This is a genomic window from Winogradskyella schleiferi, assembly GCF_013394655.1.
Classification (GTDB): domain Bacteria; phylum Bacteroidota; class Bacteroidia; order Flavobacteriales; family Flavobacteriaceae; genus Winogradskyella; species Winogradskyella schleiferi.
Genome location: NZ_CP053351.1, coordinates 1237456 through 1259211, shown reverse-complemented (window position 1 = coordinate 1259211; position 21756 = coordinate 1237456). Strand labels below are relative to the sequence as shown.

Below are 21756 nucleotides of genomic sequence, written 5' to 3'. Positions count from 1 at the left end.
TCTAACTCTATTTTTTCGTTGTTTTGGAATTTGTATATCGCTATTTTTATCTTCATAAATTACAGGTTATGGAAAATTCATTTTTGACAAGTGTCATAAAACAATTTGAATACTATAAATCCCTTGGCGATAAAACCATTGACCGACTTACGATTGAAGAGTTAAAAAAGGAGTTTGTTAATGATTCCAATTCTATAGCGATAATAGTAAAACATATTACAGGCAACATGCTTAGTCGCTGGACTAATTTTTTAACGGAAGATGGCGAAAAAGAATGGCGACAACGTGATGAAGAATTTATTGAGAATTTCAAATCGAAAGATGACTTATTAGACGCCTGGAATAAAGGTTGGATTTGCTTATTTAACGCTATTAAACCATTAAATTCAGCTGATTTAGAGAATGTTATTTACATTAGAAATCAAGGCCATTCAGTAACCGAAGCCATACATAGACAAATGATGCATTATGCCTACCACGTTGGTCAAATGGTACTTATTGGCAAATTGATTAAAGGTATCAATTGGGAAAGCCTATCCATCGCTAAAGGCCAATCCAAAATTTACAACAAAGATAATTTCGACAAAGACAGAAGCCGAAAACACTTTACCGATGACTTTTAAAAAAAAAGATCATTTGACAGTAGCCAAATGATCGTTTTTCATATCTGTGATTTAGTGAGTTTACTTTTTGTAAACTACATTTGCGTTTTTAACGGCATCGTCAAGATCGTTCATGGTATCGACATAAGTGTAGTTATTGTTAAATGCACGATCCACTTTTTTTCCTACAATGATATGCTTTACATCAAGATCTGGCGCATTTATTTCAACCTGATCTTGGATTCTCATTGTTTTTCCGTCTAAGTCGGTGTCCAACTCTTCTAGTGTGGAAATAACATACAATCTGTTTTGGCTAGCTCTGATTTCCTGAATTTCGATATCATGCTCATTCCCAGAAATCTCAGCTTCTACCGTAATAGAACTTTCCATTTTTTCTTCGCCAGGCATATCAAAATCCAAATAAGGAACTTCAACTTCCTCTTCTTCCATCACAACTACAACTTTTGGAATCTCCACCATTTTGGTTTTGGTTCCGACATCTATATCTGCCCATTCTACATCGTATTCAGGAAGTTCTCCCATGTCTCCATCAACGTCTACGTCTACAGTTGGTAATTCTCCACCTTCTTCTTTATCCATTTTGCAACCTACAGTAAGTAACGCCACAAATAATACTAATACTAATTTTTTCATTATAAAATATATTTGATTTTTAATTGGTTTAGGTTAATAACTTTTATATAACCTGTTCTGATAGCAATATACCATGAAATTACCAGCGTTCTTGACGCAATCAAATTTAACATTTGTTCATTTGCTGATTTAGATAATTGCGATGCATTGGAAATAGAATTTTAGTGTAGGAATTGATATTTCAGAAGTCATTGGTTTCAATTTCAAATTGAAACTTAGAAATGCATTTTACGCTAATCCAATTTATAGATTTGCTTTTTCTAAGGTCATTAATGTGAATTGAATTTCATATTTTTGTAACTTCAAAAATTCAACTAAAAACACCTTATTCATGAGTAAATACGATATTATAGTATTAGGAAGTGGTCCTGGAGGCTACGTAACTGCAATTAGAGCATCACAATTAGGATTTAAAACTGCTGTTGTAGAAAAGGAAAGTCTTGGTGGCGTATGCTTAAATTGGGGTTGTATTCCAACCAAAGCCCTTTTAAAATCTGCTCAAGTTTTTGAATACCTTAAACATGCTGAAGATTACGGGCTAAAAGTGAAAGATCCAGAGTATGATTTTGATGCGATTATAAAGCGTAGTCGTGGTGTGGCAGAAGGTATGAGTGGTGGTGTTAAGTTTTTAATGAAGAAAAATAAAATCGATGTCATAGAAGGTTTCGGAAAATTGAAAACTGGTAAGAAAATTGATGTTGACGGCAAAGAATATTCTGCAGACCATATTATAATAGCGACAGGAGCACGCTCACGTGAATTACCGAGTTTACCGCAAGATGGTAAAAAAGTGATTGGTTACAGAAAAGCCATGAGTTTAGAAACGCAACCAAAGAAAATGATTGTTGTGGGTTCTGGAGCCATTGGTGTTGAATTTGCTTATTTCTATAATTCGTTAGGAACTGAAGTTACAATAGTAGAGTTCTTAGACAAAATTGTGCCTGTTGAAGATGATGAAGTGTCTAAACAATTAGAACGTAGTTTTAAAAAATCTGGAATTAAAATCATGACATCTGCAGAAGTCACATCTGTTGACACCTCTGGAAAAGGAGTAAAAGCTACGGTAAAAACTAAAAAAGGAGAAGAAATACTAGAAGCCGATATTGTATTATCTGCTGTTGGTATTAAATCTAATATCGAAAATATTGGCTTAGAAGATGTTGGTATTGCTGTTGACAGAGATAAAATTTTGGTTAACGATTTTTACCAAACCAACATTCCTGGTTATTATGCCATTGGAGATGTTACACCTGGACAAGCTTTAGCTCACGTGGCTTCTGCTGAAGGAATACTTTGCGTAGAGAAAATTGCAGGTCAACATGTGGAAGCTTTGGATTATGGAAACATTCCAGGTTGTACCTATTGTTCTCCGGAAATTGCTTCAGTCGGTTTAACGGAAGAACAGGCTAAAGCCAAAGGTTTAGATATAAAAGTTGGTAAATTTCCGTTTTCGGCATCTGGAAAAGCAAGTGCTAGTGGCGCAAAAGACGGTTTTGTAAAAGTGATTTTTGACGCTAAATATGGCGAATGGTTAGGTTGCCACATGATTGGTGCTGGTGTTACCGATATGATTGCCGAAGCTGTTTTAGGTCGAAAATTAGAAACCACTGGACATGAAGTCTTAAAAGCAGTACATCCGCATCCAACCATGAGTGAGGCGGTAATGGAAGCTGTTGCTGCGGCTTATGATGAGGTTATACATCTTTAAGCTAGAAGCTAGAAGTAAAATATCAAAAAATGCGATTCAGATTTGGATCGCATTTTTTTATTACAATTTATAGCCCATACCGAGAAATATGCCATTTGGAGAAATCACTTCAAATCCTAAGGTGTATTTCATATGTAAATCTAAACTCGAAGATAGATTATAGGCAAACGCCAAATCTGCTCGTATTTTAAGCTTGACATTAAAAAAATCAAAAAAATAATTCAAACTTGGACCAAGGAGGATATTAAAATTGTGGCTGATATTATACTTTATATATATGGGCGCATTCAAAAAGTCAAAATCGCCAAGACTGATATATAGTAATTCGGGCTGAAAATGCAAATTATTTGTCATTTTAAAATCGACAAAGCAACCTATATAATACCCTGTTTCCACATTTGGATCTTCTCCAAAAATCCCTTCATTAACTTTGAAAAAGGTTAAATTAAGTCCGGCTTTAACACCAAGGTCGGTTGTTTGGGCTTGTGAATTAAATGAGCCGCAAATAGTTATAAGAATCAAAAAAACTTGACTAAATTTCTTCATATTATAATTGACCTATTTACACTTTTATTATTTATCCGAGTAAGAGTTCCTTCCTTAAGTTTGGGCTGAGACCATATGATTTAAGATGACTAGGATGATAAAAAACTTTGAATCGCCAATTCATAACTCTGCAAACCAAAACCCAATATTACGCCTCTAGCATTTGGAGAAATAAATGATTTATGCCTAAATTTTTCTCTTGAAAAGGTATTGGAAATATGAACTTCTACAACAGGGGTTGTAACAGCTTTAACTGCATCACCTATGCCAACAGAAGTATGTGTGTAAGCCGCTGCATTTAGAATAACACCATCATAAGAGAATCCAACTTCTTGGATTTTATCAATAAGCTCCCCTTCGATATTAGACTGAAAATGCTCAAGGGAAACATTCGGATATTTCTTAACTATGGCATCGAAAAACTCCGTAAAAGTTAAATTTCCATATATATTGGTTTCGCGCTTGCCCAATAAGTTGAGATTCGGGCCATTGATGATAATCAGTTTTTTCATGTTTTCGTTTTTAAAGCTTATCAATGCCATGAGCAGTTCGTTCATGAAACATGGGTATAAATATAATGGTTTTGCTTTTCGTTCGGGTCATGTATTAAATGTATTAAAATATGAGCATTAAAAAACCGAAGCGTTTGCCTCGGTTTTTAAATTTTTTATTTACTTAAAGTTAGAACATAAATCCAACTGAAACTTGAATAACGCTGTTTTTATTTTTAAAATCATCTGATCCTTCACCATCATAAATATTTGAAAGCCCCAAGTTATAACGTGCCGCAAAATTTAATCCGCTCTCCATTTTATAACCTAAACCAAATCCAACACCAAAATCAATACCTTTTGTTTCATCTTTAATATCAACTTCTTCAGATTCCGTTTCTCCATTAAAACTAGCCTCTCCATCTACTTTTGCCGATACTAAAACACCTATTTGAGGACCGGCTTCTATACTAAAACCTTCTACTACATATTATTTTGCCATAATAGGCAAACTAATATAATCTAGCTTATAAACTTCTTTAAATTCGACCGTTTCTCCAGCAAAACTTTCAGAATACTCATCTTTAGCTCCTATAGAAGTATATAATAATTCCGGTTGGACTGAAAAGTTTTCAGAAATCATAATTTCTGCTACACCGCCAACATGGAAAGATATTCGTGATTTAACGTCATCTGTCCCGTCTCCAGTAATAGATGCGAAATTAACACCAGCTTTAGCTCCAAATTTAACTTCCTGTGCATTTACGTTCGTAAATGCAAAAACCGCAACTGCGGCACATAATAATAATTTTTTCATAATATTTAAGTTTTAAAATTGATTAATACAAACTAAAGTCTTTTTTTTCAAAAAATAAAATTTTCCTACATAGTTATTAACAATCTTATACACAATTAAATATATAATAATGACTACCAGTACTTTACAATTTAAGTTATTAACAAAAACGCTATACTCTTGAGGAACTGTATTATGTTTCTATCTTTGATTCAACCAATAATTCGTTATTTTTAACCATGAAATGGGCACTAGCATTAGCAGATTATAAACACTATCTTCAAATAGAGCGTGGTTTATCTAAAAACTCCATTGTAAACTATAGCTATGACATCAAAAAACTAATGTTATATGTTGAAGAACATCAAATAAATGCATCTCCCATTTCCATTGATCATACCATTGTTAAAGATTTTATTTATTCAGTTTCCAAATCCATAAATCCAAGGTCACAAGCACGATTGATTTCTGGTTTGCGAAATTTTTTCGACTATCTCATTTTTGAAAACTACAGAACCACTAATCCACTGGATTTAATAGAGTCTCCGAGAATAGGAAGAAAATTACCTGATACATTATCTATAAAGGATATAGACAACTTAATTAATGCTATTGATTTAAGTTACCAATACAACGGTGTGAACCTTGGCGAACGAAACAGAGCTATTATTGAAACCTTATACAGTTGTGGTTTGCGTGTGAGTGAGCTTATAGAACTAAAAATATCGGATTTGTTTTTTGAAGAAGGTTTTATAAAAGTTACAGGCAAAGGAGATAAACAGCGTTTCGTGCCCATTGGAAAATCTACCCAAAACTACATAAAGATCTGGATCGACATTAGAAACCATATAGAAGTGCATCCCGATTCTAAAGATGTTCTTTTCTTAAATTACAAAGGTAAAAAACTGACACGCGCTATGATTTTTACCATCATAAAAACCTTAGTTGACAAAACTGGGCTTAAGAAAACCGTTTCGCCACATACCTTTAGGCATTCATTTGCGACACATTTACTGGAAAACGGTGCAGATCTGAGAGCTATACAAATGATGCTTGGCCATGAAAGCATAACAACAACAGAAATCTATATGCACGTCGATCGTTCTCATTTAAGTGAGGTGTTGAATAAATTTCATCCGAGGAAGTAGTGTTGGGTTAAGTGTACAGTGTTCAGTAAAATTTTTAAAGAAAAGTGCATTGCCTATTGCTGGTTTGGATTTATTTTGAAAACATCAGTTTTTCTGAATCAATATCAATTTTTGGAGTGTCCAACATGAAGTAACTATCCTTTAAACTAAAAGCGGATATAACTTCCAAATTATTAAATCTTACTTTTCCCAAGAATCTACAGTTGTTAAAACTCGTCGTATGGTTCTTTGTGTTGACAAAATCAAAATCCTGAACAAATATAGAATGGCTAAAATCTGCTTTATACCTAAACTCAGTATAATTAAAAAGCACTTTACCTCTGCAGTCAATCAATGCGAAATCAGTGTATTTAAAAAACTTCGCAGCACTGAATTGTAATTCGGAATTAAACAAGCTATTTTGAAAACTGGTGGAGTCATAAAACTCAGCACTCATAAAATTGGCCTTTTGATTAAAAAATGCATTTTGAAACCGCAAGGATCCTTCAAAAATACATTTATTGAAAAATGCATTTTCATGACAATTTAATTCTTCAAAATTAGCACTCTTATCAAACGTTGTTCCTGTAAAATCTATTCTACCGTTAATACTACTTCCTCTAAAATTCACGTCCTCTTCGAAAAAACAATCAATAAAAGTGACGTTTCCCTGAAAAGAAGTTAAGACAATACTTCCATTGTCCATTTTTCTAAAAGCACTTACTGGCTTTTTAAAAACGCATTTTTTAAACGTAACACCCGATTTTATATCGACTTGATAAACACCTTCACTAATTTGATGTGTCTCAAAATACGACGTAAAATCTATGGGCTCATCAATCGTTTTATTCTCAACGTAAACTGGCTCATCTGATAGTATTATTTTTTTTATGCTTTTATCTTCGTTGCTTGAAGAATTTTGGGTTGCGCAAGATAATTGAACCAAAGCAACCAATGCCAAAATGAAATGTTTCATGTGTTTGTATTTAGTATTATTTTAAGATGAAGTTTCTAAGCCTATGCGCAACAAATTATTGTACATAGGCTTGAAACATTCTTTATTATAAAAACTTAATTACCATAGTACTTATCCTTGGTACGTTGGATATGCTCATCAATCTTACTATCAATATTTCCATTTCTCTTTTCCTTTTTGATGAACTCTAAAATTTCCTTTTGGGTATAGGCATTTTTAAAGTTGTCCGTAACCGCAGTTTGACGCTCATTTTTCTTCAGGTTCTGTAGGTTTGGTTCAAGATTGTTAGCAAAATTAAACTGACTGATCTGGCTTCCATCACCTTGTTGGGAAGATGGTCTTGAACTATAACCGTAATCAAAATATTTTGGATCTAACGTCGTATAGAACAGGTTATTCATTTCATCTTGTTCGTTAAATTTATCTTCTGCATCAGCAATAAGTACCAAATAATAATACCCAGATAATTCTGGCATGTAATACGTTCTTATCTGACTTTCCTGTCCCCAAGCTGTTTGTGTAAAACTGTTACCAGAAGGAATATCAAGGTTAAAGACACAATTATCAGCAGTTGGACAATCGTACGTGTTCTGCGCAATTGAGGTGTTAAATTCATCGTAATAAATAACACCATAATCATTAGCGTTGAATGCATTAAAATAAATGTAATAGATAGACCAGTCGTCACTCGCAGAAGCGGTTTGGTTTCCAATATTATAGATATTAAAATCAATCACTCTTTCGGTTGGAATACCACTAAAATTATAATTCGAATAATCCGCAAAAACCCATGGTGCTAAATCAACACCTGTAGTAACAGGATCGACATCATCTGGTGGATTGTTATCGCCACCACCTTCTTGGTCTGATGCTATAAACAAAGGTTTGTCTCCGTTATAACTGGTACAAAATTCATTCATCATATAGTTATAATCTATCCAAATGTATCCAAAATCGCCCCAAGTATCACCCCAAGAATTAATAACTTTAAAGGCACCATTTGCCCCTTTGTTATCATCATAACCAGCAATGACCATGGCATGATAAGCATGCTGTCCGACATTATTATAAGAGGTGCTTGATGATAAAACAACGTCACTATTCCAGCTCATAAAGTTATCTGCTAATTTCGCACCAAGTATAACAGGTACGTTGTTTACCAAATTCTGCTTAATACTCTGAATACTCGCATCTATTTTTCTCCAATACTGTATTTTATTTTGACTCGCCTCAGTTGTCCAACTTGATTGCACATTGCTACTAGAACAGTTTCCTAAATTTGTATAAGGTACCGTTTGTGCAGTAGCAACACCTCTGTTCTGAAGTACGCCAAGCGCTTCTGTAAAATTAGTTCCGTTACAATCTGTACCTTTTTGGCTGTCTGGAATGGCCGTAAATAAGTCTTTAGCACTGAATTGATTGGACGGAGACGCTAATTGGGAAGAAGACAATCCATTACTCATTCCATTTAAAGCGGTTTTAATATTATAACCTACTGCCCACGACACACACGTACCATAACTTCCTTGATTGCCTATTGGCGGAAATTTAGGTACAAGATCTACCGAAGATGGCAAGCTGGAATTTCCGAAACTAAAATTGGTTGATGTAGGAATAGTACCTAAATCATCTTGTCCATTCCATCCTAGTGCGAATTCACTTTGTGGTTGCTCTTCTTCTTCAAAAGGTTCACTGTCTTTGTCACAGCTGACAAAAAAACATAATTGCAATGCTAAAATTGCAGACAAAAAGAAATTAATTTTTTTCATAATAATTGATTTAATAGTTCGATTTAATTGTTCGTATTACACATACATCGACATCTATTAAATATGTCATCATAAAAATTCAGAAAAATTTAACTTTATTTATCCTACCCTCATAATCATTAGAAAATGGCATAAAAAAATCCGGTATAAAACCGGATTTTAGTTATGATAAATATATTCGTTATTTTATTTAGCAATATTAACCGCTCTAGTTTCTCTAATTACCGTAACCTTTACTTGTCCAGGATACGTCATATCGGTTTGAATTTTTTGTGAAATCTCAAAAGATAAGCTGGCTGCTCTGTCATCCGTTACTTTTTCACTTTCTACAATAACTCGCAATTCTCTACCGGCTTGTATGGCATAAGCTTTCTTTACGCCTACAAAACCAAAGGCAACATCTTCCAAATCCTTTAAACGTTGTATGTAAGAATCCAGTACTTGTCGTCTGGCGCCTGGTCGTGCTCCAGAAATAGCATCACACACTTGGATTATTGGTGACAATAATGTTGTCATTTCAATTTCGTCGTGGTGCGCTCCAATCGCATTACAAACTTCTGGTTTTTCACCATGCTTTTCTGCCCATTGCATACCTAAAATAGCGTGAGGTGTTTCTACGTCAGTTTCAGACGATGGTACTTTTCCGATATCGTGCAATAATCCTGCTCGTTTAGCCAACTTAGGGTTTAAGCCTAATTCGGCAGCCATTACACCACAAAGTTTTGCGACTTCACGCGAGTGTTGGAGTAAGTTCTGTCCGTAAGATGAACGGTATTTCATTCGACCGACCATCTTTATTAATTCAGGATGTAAACCATGAATTCCTAAATCGATAACCGTTCGCTTACCAACTTCGATAATTTCTTGTTCTATTTGTTTCTCTGTTTTCCTAACAATCTCTTCAATACGTGCAGGATGTATTCTACCATCGGTTACCAATTTATGTAACGATAATCGCGCGATTTCACGTCGTACGGAATCAAAACAAGACAAGATAATGGCTTCTGGTGTATCATCTACAATAATCTCAACACCTGTTGCCGCTTCAATAGCTCTAATGTTTCTTCCTTCCCTACCGATAATTCTACCTTTAACATCATCAGATTCTATGTTAAAAACAGACACACAGTTATCAACAGCTTCTTCTGTACCGATACGCTGAATGGTATTGATTATAATTTTCTTAGCTTCTTGCTGAGCTGTTAATTTCGCCTCTTCCAAGTGATCTTGTATAAATACTTGAGCATCGGTTTTAGCTTCTTCTTTAAGCGATTCCACTAATTGTTCTTTGGCTTCTTCAGCAGACAAAGACGAAATGACCTCTAATTGCTTTATTTGACTTTTATGCGCTTTCTCTACTTCTTCTTGTTTCTTTTCAAGATGCTCCAACCTAAAGTCATAATCTTTTATTTTAGATTCTAAAGACTGGTTGGATTTTTTCGTCTTATTAAGCTCAGTGGAAACTTGGGATTCTTTGTCCCTAATGCGTTTTTCGGCTTCTGCCATTTTTTTGTCACGAGAAAAAATTACTTTTTCGTGCTCTGCTTTAAGCTCAATAAATTTCTCCTTTGCCTGAAGCATTTTATCTTTCTTGATGGACTCACCATCAGACTTTGCTTGTTTTATAATTGATTTGGATTCGTTTTCTGCATTCGCAATTAATTTAGAAGCCTTTCCTTTTTCTAAAGATTTAGCGATTACATATCCTAGTATTACTCCTACTATTCCGCCTCCAACTATATACATAATTGTGTTAGTGTCCATATTTACTGTTTAGTTTATTGGTGTTAGGTAAAACATTTAAAGTTTCCAACTGAAAGTTGGAATAAGCTCAACTAATTAGTTTTTACCAAAACTAAAGTTGCTATAAAAAAAAAGCCTACATCAGTTATCGGTTTTGTATAAACTCCTTAAAAACAAGTTTAGGGCTAACAAGCTGATCAAAAATCCGCCTGAGATACTTTGGATACTGAAACGAGTTCAGCACAAAGCACTAGCGGCACGATTTTACAACTTAAACTCACCCTTTTTAAAGAATTGATCGTTGAGTTTATCAAAAAATGTAACTAATGTAGGCAGTAACCTTTTATTTTAAAGAACGTACGAGTTAAATATGTGCTTGCAGCAACTCATTTAAAGCTTCTAACTTTTCCTGAACTTCTTCATTCACATACTCTTTATCTATTGACTTTTGCTCTACTTGAGCCGCAAACTGCAAAGCACACATGGCTAAAACATCTTGCTTATCCCTTACAGAGTAATTCTGCTCAAATTGTCCAATCATAGCCTCAATTTTTTTTGTGGCTTTTCGTAAACCTTCCTCTTGGCTCGGATTTATCGTTAATGGATAAACTCTATTGGCAATAGAAAGTTTAATTTTTAATTGTTCTGACATATAACGTCTAAATTTACAACTTTATTCTGATAGTTGCCCAATACAATGGTCAATATCCCTAATAAGTGCATTTATTTTGAGCTTTGTTTCTCGTTTATTTTCGTCACTACCAAGCATTGAATTTGCCATTTTGAGTGTATCATGTTTTTCAATCCAACCAGAAATCTCATCTTGTTGCTCCAGAAGTTTTTGCTGTTGTTGTTCTAATTGGTCTGAGAGTTTAGCGTTGGTCTGTTTTAAAACCTCTTGCTTATGTAAAATCTTACTGATTTTATTCTCTAATGCATCAACAATGTCTTCTATTTTACTCATTAAAACAATTCAATACTATTGAAACAAAGTTAACATACCTAACGACAAAACACAATTCTTTTAAGATTATTTTTTAAATTTTAAAACTAAAATAGTTAACTAAGATGTCAATAATTATAAAAGAACAAATTTAATTCTTTAAGCATCCAACTCTAGCGCTTTGCAAAGCTAAGGCCGTCGTGTTTATCCGCTTTCATTTATATGAAATGTTAGGTCATAGTAAAAAAGTGAAATCAAAGGTGTAGCTCTTAAAATTATTGTTTTAATAGACTTAAAATCAATATTTTCCTTTATATTTAAAATTTAATTTACTGACTATAAGCGCATTACTAGATTCACGTGAGAAAAGAAAACTATTTATTTCAGGTGATATAAATTGTAAGACCAGCGCTTCAAAATTTATAAACTAATTACATTTGCAAATCGATATCGAATTTATATTTTAGCTTATTATATGAAACAATTTTTGCTCTTCTTTTTACTCACATGCTCTGTTTATGGACAATCGGAATATCCGCAGGATTATTTTAGGCATCCATTAGACATTCCATTGGTGCTTGCTGGTTCGTTTGCTGAATTGCGTTCCACTCATTTCCATGGTGGGTTGGATATTAAGACGCAGCAAAGGGAAGGTTTAAAAGTTTATACAGCTGCTGAAGGTTACGTGAGTAGAATCAAAATTTCTGAATTTGGCTACGGAAAGGCACTCTATGTTACGCATCCAAATGGTTACACAACGGTTTATGGTCATCTTCAAAAGTTTTCCAAACGTTTAGAGGATTTTATTAAGGAGTGTCAATATGAAAAAGAAAGTTTTGAAGTTGAAGTTTTCCCTAATTCTGAAGAACTCTTGGTAGAACCCAACGAAGTGATTGGTTATTCTGGCAATACAGGAAGCTCTGGTGGACCGCATTTGCATTTTGAAATCAGGGATAATCAGGAGCGACCAATGAACCCTTTACTTTTTGGTATGCAAGTCAAAGATACCAAAGCACCTTATGTTTCTGCTGTATTTGCCTACCCTAAAGATGGAACTTCCACTATTAATGGTAAAAATGAACGCGTTGAATTACGTCTGATTCCAAAAGATGAAGGCGCATATGACGTTGAAAAAATAACAGCTTATGGCAATATCGGTTTTGGAGTGGTATCTAATGACAAGCAAGATTTAGCCCCAAATAATAATGGCGTCAGTAACATTCAGACCTTTTTTAATGGCAATAAAAGTCTCGAAGTCGATTTTAAACGCTTCAGTTTTGATGAATCCAAACACATCAGACGCTACGTGGATTACGACTATTATAAAAGTAACAAATCCAAAATTCAAAAGTTATTCATTGAACAGAACAATCCATTAAGCCTTTATAAAGATGCTTATGACAATGGTTTTGTTCTAGTGGAAGACAGTACAGCATCCGTTTATAAGATAAAAATAAATGATTACCATAAAAATGAGACTTGGGTTACCATTCCTATAGAGGGAAAACCTGAAACTATAGAGCAAGACGATTTCATAGATACCTCTGAAAAAGCTTTGGTCTACAGCAGTAAAGCAACGACTTTAAATTCTGGACTTATAAATGTAAAATTCTATGAAAATACGTTGTACGATGATACCTATATAAATTTTAGGGTGAATTCTGATACACTATTTCTAGACGAAGATAGAATTCCAATGCAAAAGAATTTTTATATCAATTACGATTTAAGCAACTATAAAAGCGAGCATCAAGAAAAATTATTTGTTGCCAGATATTATGGCAATTATTGGAAACCGTATTATGTATCTAGCTCACGTAAAGGCAATATATTAACAGCTAGGACCAAATCTTTGGGAACCTTTGCACTTGCTACAGATACCGTACCACCAACTATAAAGCCTATTAACTTTCAAGATAAAAAATGGATTAGTAAATATCGTTACTTAAAAGTAAAGATTGATGACGACCTTTCTGGAATAAGTAAATATAGGGCCACTGTGAACGGTAAATGGATTTTAATGGAATACGATTATAAAACCAATACCTTAACACATGATTTTAATGATAACATCGTTAAAGATACCAAGAACGAATTAAAAATAATTGTTACGGATAATGTTGGAAATAGTTCTACATTTGAAGCAACATTTTTTAGAAAATAGGAAATTAAGAATCAAGACCGCTTATGCTTCTAGAACCAAGAACATAGATGCTTATAGATGCTGAAAAATTTAAAGTATAAAATTAGCAAACTAGGAGGTATCTATATTTTGTGTCAGAAATAATGTGGTTATTCTATCCTCAAAATCACTTCGTTAAATTGTCCCCTTGATGGGACTTTAGTGGTGTTTTTTGAAAATAAGAATCTAAATTTCACGTTAACTGAACTAAGAAAAACTAAATTATTTGAAACGCTTACATTTTACTATCCTACTGAGCTTACTTTTTAGTCTGCTTTCCTTTTCACAATCTGCTACCATTAGAGGTGTTATTTTAGACGAAGCCAATATGCCGATTGAAGGCGTTAACATTAAGGCTAATACAGGCGAAGGTACAGCAACCAATAGCAATGGATTTTACGAACTTAAAGTGCCTTTTGATGTTGAAGTAACAGTTGAGTTCACTCATGTTTCCCACAAACGGGTAGAGCAGAAATTTAATTTAAAAAATGGACAGGAAATTGAATACAATCCTGTGATGCTAGTCGAAATAGAACAAATAGCAACCGTTGTTATTAATACGAATACGAGATTAAATGTTGAAGGCGTCGTATCCATTGATCCGTCAACTTTAAGAACTATAAAAGGCGCCCAACCTGGTGTTGAAAACATCTTAAAAACCTTACCAGGTGTTAACATTTCGAATGAATTAAGTACCCAATATTCCGTAAGAGGTGGAAATTTTGATGAAAATTTAGTTTATGTGAACGAAATTGAAGTCTATAGACCATTCCTTATTCGTTCTGGAAACCAAGAAGGTTTGAGTTTTGTGAATACAGATATGGTACATAATGTCGATTTTTCTGCTGGCGGTTTTCAGGCGAAATATGGCGATAAGTTATCATCGGTTTTAGATATTACGTATCGAAATCCTGTAGATTTTGGCATTAGAGCCGATTTAAGTTTGTTGGGCGGAAGCGTTACTGCCGAAACCGTTTCAAAAGATGGAAAATTTTCAGGGATTGCAGGTGTGCGTTATAGAGATAATAGCTTGTTGCTGAATAGCCTCGAAACGGAGGGCAATGTAGAACCCGTTTTTGCTGATGCGCAAACCTATTTGACTTATCGTTTTTCGAGCAAATTCCATTTGAATTTTTTAGGGAATATATCCTTGAACAAATACAATTTTCAACCTGAGAACAGACAGACCAATTTCGGGACTTTAGAAAATCCTGTGGCACTTTTGGTGTTTTATGACGGTCAGGAAAATGACCAATACCAAACCTATTTCGGAGCTTTTAAGGCCAATTATTTCGCTTCAGATGATTTAACGTTAAAACTTATTGCTTCGGCTTACCATACCACTGAACAAGAATATTTCGACATATTGGCACAATATCGATTAGGCGAAGTCAATACCAATATTGGAGATGAAAATTTAGGGGAAGTGGAGTTTAGTGAAGGTATTGGCTCCCAACTCACACACGCTCGAAACGATTTAGATGCATTTATTGTCAATGCAGAGCATCGAGGCGACTACAAAGTTGATGACGAAAGCACCATTGAATGGTCTGTAAAATATACACATGAAGATATTAGAGATCGTTTGGTAGAATACGAAGTCATTGATTCCGCAGGCTTCTCAATAAGACCACCACGATTTAGTGAGCCTAATCCGCAACCTTACGAACAGTTTACAGGACCATTAACGGCGTTTGAAAACATAAGAGCTTTAAATTTTATAAAGATTAACAGACTTCAAGCTTTTGCACAATACAGTAAACAAACGGATTGGAATGGACACGAAGCATTTTTCAATGCAGGTGTAAGAACACATACTTGGAATGTGAGTGGCGATGGAATTTCAGATAGTAAAACACAAACTGTGGTTAGTCCAAGAGCTCAATTTGCCATAAAACCAGATTGGGAAAAAGACATGCTTTTTAGAATCGCAGGTGGCTTATATTACCAACCACCATTTTATAGGGAGCTGAGAGATTCTTCCGGTACAGTGCAACCTAACGTAAAAGCACAACAATCCTTTCATATCGTTGTAGGAAACGAATACAGTTTTGAAATTTGGGAAAGACCTTTTAAATTGGTTACTGAAGCTTATTATAAAGGCATGACGGACGTGAATCCTTATACACTGGAAAACGTTAGAATTCGTTACAGCGCTGACAATAATGCCAAAGCATATGCTTATGGCCTGGACTTAAGACTGAATGGCGAGTTTGTGCCTGGCACAGAATCCTGGTTTAGTTTTGGGTATTTGAAAACTGAAGAAAACATTGACAATCGTGGGTATATTGCCAGACCGACCGACCAACGGTTAAAATTCGGTGCTTTGTTTCAGGATTATGTACCGAATATGCCAGACTTAAAGATGTATTTAAATTTGGTTTACAACACAGGAGTTCCTGGTGGTTCGCCTAGTTATGCAGACCCTTACGTTTATCAACTCCGCTTACGCGATTATCGACGTGCTGATTTAGGAATTTCGTACCAATTGGTCAACCCTGAAAAAGCCTATGATGCCAAATGGAAAAAATCAGTTAAGGAACTCTCCATTGGGTTTGAAATCTATAACATGTTCAACAACCAGAATTCCATAACCAATACTTGGGTAAGGGATGTTTATTCCAAAGCCCAGTATGCCATTCCCAATTATTTAACACCTCGTGTTTTTAATGTACGATTGTCTGCTAGATTCTAAATTTTCTTAAGAATTTGAATATAGTTTCTTGGTTTTTTAGTGGAACTACCAATTTCGACGATTATCGAACGCTCTATGCATTACAATTTCGTTAAGTTTGTAAATCACTAATTCACTTTTAGTTACCCTACTAAACTTTAGTGCAAAAATTTAAGAATATGAAACTTTCTTTCTTTGCCTGTTTAATGCTATTTTTTTCCTTTTCTTTCGCACAATTGAGTGTACGGAATGATGCATTTGTCTTTGTTAACGATGAAGTGCTTTTTGTTAACGACGATGTCAATCTTGAAGAAGCAGATTCAAAAATTTATTTAAGGGATGAATCCCAACTCATTCAAGGGACAGGTACGACTGGAAATTCTGGTGTAGGAGAACTTAGTGTTTATCAGAATAGTGAAGTGAATCAATTTGCTTACCATTATTGGTGTTCTCCAGTTGGAGGCGTACTATCTAATACACTTACAAATAATGCTTTTCAAATTAATCAAGTAGATGATCCTCTTTTAAGCACTTTAGATCCTATTGATAGCAATGATGCTATTTTTACTAGTGCTTATGATGGCTCGTCAAGTCCTTTAACAATTTCCACACGTTGGTTATGGATGTTTGTAACTTCTGATGAGTATAGTGAATGGATTCCAGCTACTAATCCTGGAAATCCAAATATAGATGTTACTACAGGTTTAGGGTTTACAATGAAAGGAATGGGACCTAATGGTGGAACAATTATTCAAAATTACGACTTTAGAGGTAAGCCTAATAATGGTACTATTACAAACTCCATTGCAGCAGAACAGTTTACACTAATTGGCAACCCTTATCCTTCTGCGCTTGATGCTGCAGATTTTTTATGGGATCCACAAAATACCAATTTAGATGAAGTTAATGCACCACCTGCAGGCACAACAGGTGCCATTTATTATTGGGAGCAAGACGTAACGAATTCTAATTCGCACTATTTAGACACTTATGTTGGTGGTTATGCATCATACACTTGTACAGAACCTGATGGCTCCGATAATATTGTAGAATCGTTTGTACCTGCAACCATGATTTTTTATTTAAGTGATGGTTCTCCTGCAGCAACGCCGCCTAATGGCACAGGAGGAAGAGTAGCAAGACGTTATATTCCAGTTGGGCAAGGCTTTATGGTAGAAGGTGCTGAAAGTATCGCACCTGGCTCATTAGTCTATGTAAAAAATAGTCATAGAGATTATGTTAAAGAAACCGCAGCAAACAGTCAGTTTTTTAGAAGTGCCAATGTTAGTACTTCAGATACAGATGCAACTAATCAGTATGATGAAAATGGGAATTTTATAGTACCAGATGATTACAAGAGATTCAGAATGATTGTAAGTTTTAACGAATTATATTCGAGAGAATTACTTGCCAACTTTCATGATTCGGCTTCTGAAGGATTTGATTATGGCTTAGAAGCAAAACGACCTAGTGAGGTTGAATCTGATGCATATTGGATTCAGAATAATGATGCTTATGTTATACAAGCTCATAGTTTTGATGTTAATTTAAAGATTCCATTGGTCCTTGAAGTTGAGGAACAACAACCAATCAGCTTTGGTATTTACGACATACAGAATTTTGATACCAATCAAAACATTTATATCCATGATATTGAAACTGATATTTATGTGAACTTAAATAGCCAGAATTACCATATTAACTTGGATGCTGGCAACTACACAGATCGCTTCGAAATTGTATTTACCACAGAAAGCACTTTGAGTATTGATGAATTAGATATCACATCTTTAACTATTCTTCAAGATAATGGTAAACATCAACTTACGGTTCAAAATCCGAATAGTTTAGATATTAAATCTGTAGAAATTTTTGATGTTGCCGGAAAACAAATCTTGAAAGGTAATTACAATGCTATTGAGGAGCAATACAATTTATCTACATTGAATTTGAGTGATGGCGTGTATGTTGTAAACGTATCTATGTACTCAAACACTAAAGCAAAATCTAAGAAGATCATCGTTAAGAATTAACAAATGTCTTTAAAACATTAATGACATAATCTAATTCTTTTTTAGTATTATAAATACTGAAAGAGAAACGGACAGAAGGCTGCTTTAATTTTTCTTCATTCAAAATTTCAGTCAACACATGCGATTGTTGGTTACTCCCGCTTTGGCACGCACTCCCCTTTGAGCAAGCAATCCCTTTTAAATCGAGTTGGAATTGAAGCATCGCAGCTTTTTCTGGAGCAATGGGCAAACACACATTAACCAAGGTATAAGTGCTATTAATCTCGTCTGAGCAACCGCCATTAAAACTTGCTTTTGGCATATGCGTTTTTAGCTGTTGAATGAAATAAGATTTTAAACCTGAAACATATTGCTTTTCTTTTTCAAGGTTTGCATAAGCAATTTTTAAGGCTTCATCCATACCAACAATATTATGGATGGATTCTGTACCAGCTCTATAGCCTCGCTCCTGTTCGCCACCAAAAATCATTGGTTTCAATCCAGATTCTTTCCTGATAAAACAAAAACCAACCCCTTTTGGCCCATGAAATTTATGAGCGCTTGCTGCTAGAAAATCTATAGGTATCGCTTGTAAGTCTATTTTATAATGACCAACGGATTGTACGGTATCCGTATGGAACATGGCATTGTATTTTTTGCAAAGTTCTGCGACACGCTTAATATCTAAAATATTTCCAACCTCGTTATTAATATGCATTAAACTAACTACAGATTTGTTACCCGATTGTAGTAATTCTTCTAAATGCTCGTAAATAATTACGCCACAGTCGTCAACATTTACAAATTTCAACGTTATGTTATACTCTTTTTGTAATTGTTCCGCTGTATGTAAAACAGCATGATGCTCTATTTTAGAGGTGATGATTTCGGTTACGCCTAAATCTCTAACGGTACTTCGTAGCGCAAGATTATCGGCTTCCGTTCCTCCAGAAGTAAATACAATTTCTGATGCAGCCACATTGAAATATGAAGCTATATTTTTCCGGCATTGTTCCAAAAGTGCTTTAGACGAGCGACCAAAACTGTGCGTAGAGGATGCATTTCCATAGTTATTCTGTAAAACTTTCGTCATACGGTCAATAACTTCTGGTCTTATAGAAGTTGTAGCTGCGTTATCCAAATATACTTGCTTCATATATAACTCGTCTTTGCTGCAAAAATATCGTAAATAAAATTATTTAGATAATGGAGCGTTATAATTTTACAAATCCTTTATTTTTGTTGAAAATTGAAGCTATGATACGTCGTTTTTATATCCTTTTTTGTTTGGTCTTTATGGTCGCCTGTGATGATGGTGATATTCTTACAGTTGAATTAGAATTTGATGAAGAATTGGAAATTTGCGATAATTTTGTAGCGTCATATTTAATTTATAACACAAAATCTGATCCTAATGAATCCTTAACCTTATTGCTTCCAAAGCCAGAATATGAAGATTTATTTTTGTTTCCCACACCAGAAGGAGACCCTGAAATAATACAACTCTCAGATTCGGATGTCCAATTTAATTATCGTTCATATAATATTAATCCCAATGCACTATTATGTGATGTCATTACAAATTCTGAATTAGTAATTACAGAGGATTACCCAGCAGATGCAGGTACCGCTGAGGTAACCGTGACAGTTTTAGATGATGATAATGATGGTGTTCCAAATGAGTTTGAAGGTATTTCAGGAGACCAATATGAAGATGGCATTTATTGGGATTCTCAAGATTGGGATGACGACGGAATCCCTGATTACTTGGATGAGGACGACGATAATGATAATGTATTAACCAAATTCGAACTAAATGACGAAGATGATGATGATGATGACCCAACTACAAATCCACTAAATTCAGACGCAGATGTACCAATAACAGGAGATAATTTTCCGGATTATCTTGACGACGACGATGATGGTGATGGAATTCCTACTTATCTAGAGGATGTAGATGGTGATAAAAATCCACGAAGTGGTTCAGTAGATCAAGTTGTGGATGTAGAAGGAATAAGTGTTTATCGTTATTTATATAATCATGAAGATTATATGGACCCATATCCAGATCCAGGAAAAAGAATTACAACATTCAGTAGAGTAGTAACCACAACATTTGTTGTGCGAGATATTGACTTAGAAGTTCTAAGAACAACATTTATTAGTTTAGGGACTTTGGGCACTTCTTTAACAATTACGCCTGACGTATTTGATGAAGACGAAGACTAAGGCTCAATATTCTGAAAAATCCGAACCTCAGTAGCACCTAAACCATAAGTTTTATAATCTGCATCATAAAACTTTACATTGTTATAACGCCCAAAAAGCGTTTCCAGCTCTTGGCGAAGCACGCCTTCTCCAACACCATGTATAAATACAACTTTAGGAATGCGTTTTCTGATGGCAAACTCCAATTGGCCTCTTGCGGTGTCTAATTGTAAATTGAGTATATCAAAATTAGACATCCCTTTCGAAGATTTTGTTAATTGATGAATATGCAGATCGACTTCAAACTTTGGAGCGTGTCGCTCTTTGGGTTTTACCGTTGGCGTTGATTTTCGTTTTATGGATTCCTTTTCTTTTTTTACTGCTTCAAAATCGGTGTTGTAAACGGCATTTTCAAGCGAATTTCCCGACGACGTCAACATGAGCTCATGAGCTTCAAACTGCAAATCGAAACCGTCGTCAGCCTCAACCGTAATTGTGTTTTCTGAAATCCTCGTTATAATTCCAGTGATATCATCATCAATGGTTTCCACCTTATCGCCTACTTTAAACTTCATCCTCTTTCTCTGTTTTTATGGAAGATTCTTCAGGTTTATCGTGCTTACTTGGAATATTTCTAGAGGTTCTATAAATCCCAAACATTAAAAGTACAATACCACCTATTAATAAATATACATTTTGCTCAGCTTCGGCTTGGGCGTAAAAGGCTACCAATCCGCCAACGATGATGCATATCAAATTTATAATTCTGGACATATTCATTTCAAATGGATTATTAATGAACTTGGTTAGACGTTTTTAATGAGTTATAAAATTGTCCTTTTTCGCCTTAATACAAAAAGTTTAAACAAGTTCACCAACAAAAGTAATATATCAAAGATTAATACATCTTTTTTTCGACAGGAATTACAGGTATTAACACAAATCCATTAAAACGTTCTGTAGATTTTTTCACCTATTTGATTAGAGTATAATATGCAATTTGTTAAATTAGCACTATGCTTATTATTGCTAATGGACTTGAAGATTATATGTTGCCATGCCTAAACAAAAAACTGTTAGGGTTTGAATGTATGGGATGTGGAATGCAACGTTCGATTGCCTTAATATTTAATGGGAAACTGATTGATGCCTTTTTTATGTATCCAGCGATTTATACATTAATCGTCTTTTTTGGGTTTTTAATTGTCAACAGTTTCTGGAATATTAAGAACAGTAATAAAATAATTATTATCTTGGCTTTAACCAACGTGTTTATAATTGTAACCAATTTTATAATCAAACTTTACTTAAAATAAATTTCA

The 21756-nt window shown here is 34.5% G+C and carries 19 protein-coding genes, 1 other RNA gene and 1 pseudogene; 8 read left to right on the top strand and 13 right to left on the bottom strand.

Features of this window, described 5'->3' with window-relative positions; all coding sequences use genetic code 11:
- Window positions 1-68: 68 nt before the first annotated feature.
- Entirely contained in the window at window positions 69-623 is a 555-nt protein-coding gene (locus HM990_RS05435) for a DUF1572 family protein (RefSeq protein WP_178987963.1), read from the top strand.
- 60 nt (window positions 624-683) lie between these two features.
- On the opposite strand, the gene HM990_RS05430 is transcribed toward HM990_RS05435, so the two are convergent.
- The gene (locus tag HM990_RS05430) at window positions 684-1256 is read right to left on the bottom strand and encodes a hypothetical protein (RefSeq protein WP_178987962.1); all 573 of its coding nucleotides are present in this window, start codon (window positions 1254-1256) and stop codon (window positions 684-686) included.
- Window positions 1257-1587: 331 nt separating this feature from the next.
- Here HM990_RS05430 and lpdA point away from each other — a divergent pair, with 331 nt between their 5' ends.
- Window positions 1588-2964, top strand: coding sequence for a dihydrolipoyl dehydrogenase (gene lpdA, locus HM990_RS05425; RefSeq protein WP_178987961.1), 1377 nt, complete (start codon window positions 1588-1590; stop codon window positions 2962-2964).
- Window positions 2965-3024: 60 nt separating this feature from the next.
- Here lpdA and HM990_RS05420 read toward each other — a convergent pair whose 3' ends face one another.
- The 3 genes and pseudogenes from HM990_RS05420 to HM990_RS05410 all read right to left on the bottom strand — a co-directional run bounded on the left by HM990_RS05420 (window position 3025) and on the right by HM990_RS05410 (window position 4818).
- Window positions 3025-3510 carry an outer membrane beta-barrel protein gene (locus tag HM990_RS05420; RefSeq protein ID WP_178987960.1) on the bottom strand — a complete coding sequence of 162 codons (486 nt, stop codon included), beginning with the start codon at window positions 3508-3510 and terminating at the stop codon, window positions 3025-3027.
- Between the two features lie 89 nt (window positions 3511-3599).
- Window positions 3600-4022 (bottom strand): type II 3-dehydroquinate dehydratase, encoded by a 423-nt coding sequence (gene aroQ, locus HM990_RS05415; RefSeq protein WP_178991846.1) that lies wholly within the window; start codon window positions 4020-4022, stop codon window positions 3600-3602.
- A gap of 169 nt (window positions 4023-4191) precedes the next feature.
- Window positions 4192-4818: pseudogene (locus HM990_RS05410) on the bottom strand (porin family protein).
- A 218-nt stretch (window positions 4819-5036) separates the two neighbouring features.
- Here HM990_RS05410 and xerA point away from each other — a divergent pair.
- Window positions 5037-5945: a site-specific tyrosine recombinase/integron integrase gene (gene xerA, locus HM990_RS05405; protein ID WP_178987959.1), complete on the top strand. Its 909-nt coding sequence runs from the start codon at window positions 5037-5039 to the stop codon at window positions 5943-5945.
- Window positions 5946-6015: 70 nt separating this feature from the next.
- Here the strand turns inward: xerA and HM990_RS05400 are convergent, their stop codons facing one another.
- The 6 genes from HM990_RS05400 to HM990_RS05375 form a co-directional block, all read right to left on the bottom strand.
- Window positions 6016-6900 carry a pentapeptide repeat-containing protein gene (locus HM990_RS05400; RefSeq protein ID WP_178987958.1) on the bottom strand — a complete coding sequence of 295 codons (885 nt, stop codon included), beginning with the start codon at window positions 6898-6900 and terminating at the stop codon, window positions 6016-6018.
- A gap of 95 nt (window positions 6901-6995) precedes the next feature.
- Window positions 6996-8669, bottom strand: coding sequence for a C1 family peptidase (locus HM990_RS05395; RefSeq protein ID WP_178987957.1), 1674 nt, complete (start codon window positions 8667-8669; stop codon window positions 6996-6998).
- Between the two features lie 186 nt (window positions 8670-8855).
- Window positions 8856-10433, bottom strand: a complete 1578-nt coding sequence (rny, locus tag HM990_RS05390) for a ribonuclease Y (protein ID WP_178987956.1) — start codon at window positions 10431-10433, stop codon at window positions 8856-8858.
- 139 nt (window positions 10434-10572) lie between these two features.
- Window positions 10573-10719, bottom strand: a non-coding RNA gene (gene ssrS / locus HM990_RS05385) — 6S RNA.
- A gap of 57 nt (window positions 10720-10776) precedes the next feature.
- Complete coding sequence (locus HM990_RS05380; protein WP_178987955.1) at window positions 10777-11064, bottom strand: cell division protein ZapA; 288 nt, start codon at window positions 11062-11064, stop codon at window positions 10777-10779.
- Between the two features lie 21 nt (window positions 11065-11085).
- Window positions 11086-11376, bottom strand: coding sequence for a hypothetical protein (locus HM990_RS05375; protein ID WP_178987954.1), 291 nt, complete (start codon window positions 11374-11376; stop codon window positions 11086-11088).
- A 454-nt stretch (window positions 11377-11830) separates the two neighbouring features.
- Here HM990_RS05375 and HM990_RS05370 point away from each other — a divergent pair, with 454 nt between their 5' ends.
- From HM990_RS05370 to HM990_RS05360, 3 genes are all read left to right on the top strand, one after another.
- Complete coding sequence (locus tag HM990_RS05370; RefSeq protein ID WP_178987953.1) at window positions 11831-13519, top strand: M23 family metallopeptidase; 1689 nt, start codon at window positions 11831-11833, stop codon at window positions 13517-13519.
- Window positions 13520-13763: 244 nt separating this feature from the next.
- Window positions 13764-16232, top strand: a complete 2469-nt coding sequence (locus HM990_RS05365; RefSeq protein WP_178987952.1) for a TonB-dependent receptor — start codon at window positions 13764-13766, stop codon at window positions 16230-16232.
- 158 nt (window positions 16233-16390) lie between these two features.
- A complete protein-coding gene (locus tag HM990_RS05360) occupies window positions 16391-18244 on the top strand; it encodes a T9SS type A sorting domain-containing protein (RefSeq protein WP_178987951.1) in 1854 nt (617 codons plus the stop codon).
- Here HM990_RS05360 and HM990_RS05355 read toward each other — a convergent pair.
- On the bottom strand, window positions 18234-19379 hold the full coding sequence (locus tag HM990_RS05355) for a cysteine desulfurase family protein (protein ID WP_178987950.1): 1146 nt from the start codon (window positions 19377-19379) through the stop codon (window positions 18234-18236). The genes HM990_RS05360 and HM990_RS05355 overlap by 11 nt on opposite strands.
- A gap of 50 nt (window positions 19380-19429) precedes the next feature.
- Here HM990_RS05355 and HM990_RS05350 point away from each other — a divergent pair, with 50 nt between their 5' ends.
- Entirely contained in the window at window positions 19430-20455 is a 1026-nt protein-coding gene (locus tag HM990_RS05350; RefSeq protein ID WP_178987949.1) for a hypothetical protein, read from the top strand.
- On the opposite strand, the gene HM990_RS05345 is transcribed toward HM990_RS05350, so the two are convergent.
- Window positions 20452-21009 (bottom strand): Smr/MutS family protein, encoded by a 558-nt coding sequence (locus HM990_RS05345; RefSeq protein ID WP_178987948.1) that lies wholly within the window; start codon window positions 21007-21009, stop codon window positions 20452-20454. The genes HM990_RS05350 and HM990_RS05345 overlap by 4 nt on opposite strands.
- Entirely contained in the window at window positions 20999-21208 is a 210-nt protein-coding gene (locus tag HM990_RS05340) for a hypothetical protein (RefSeq protein WP_229719382.1), read from the bottom strand. The genes HM990_RS05345 and HM990_RS05340 overlap by 11 nt, the downstream gene beginning before the upstream one ends.
- 242 nt (window positions 21209-21450) lie before the next feature.
- On the opposite strand from HM990_RS05340, the gene HM990_RS05335 reads away from it, so the two are divergent.
- On the top strand, window positions 21451-21750 hold the full coding sequence (locus HM990_RS05335) for a DUF2752 domain-containing protein (RefSeq protein ID WP_178987946.1): 300 nt from the start codon (window positions 21451-21453) through the stop codon (window positions 21748-21750).
- Window positions 21751-21756: the final 6 nt, after the last annotated feature.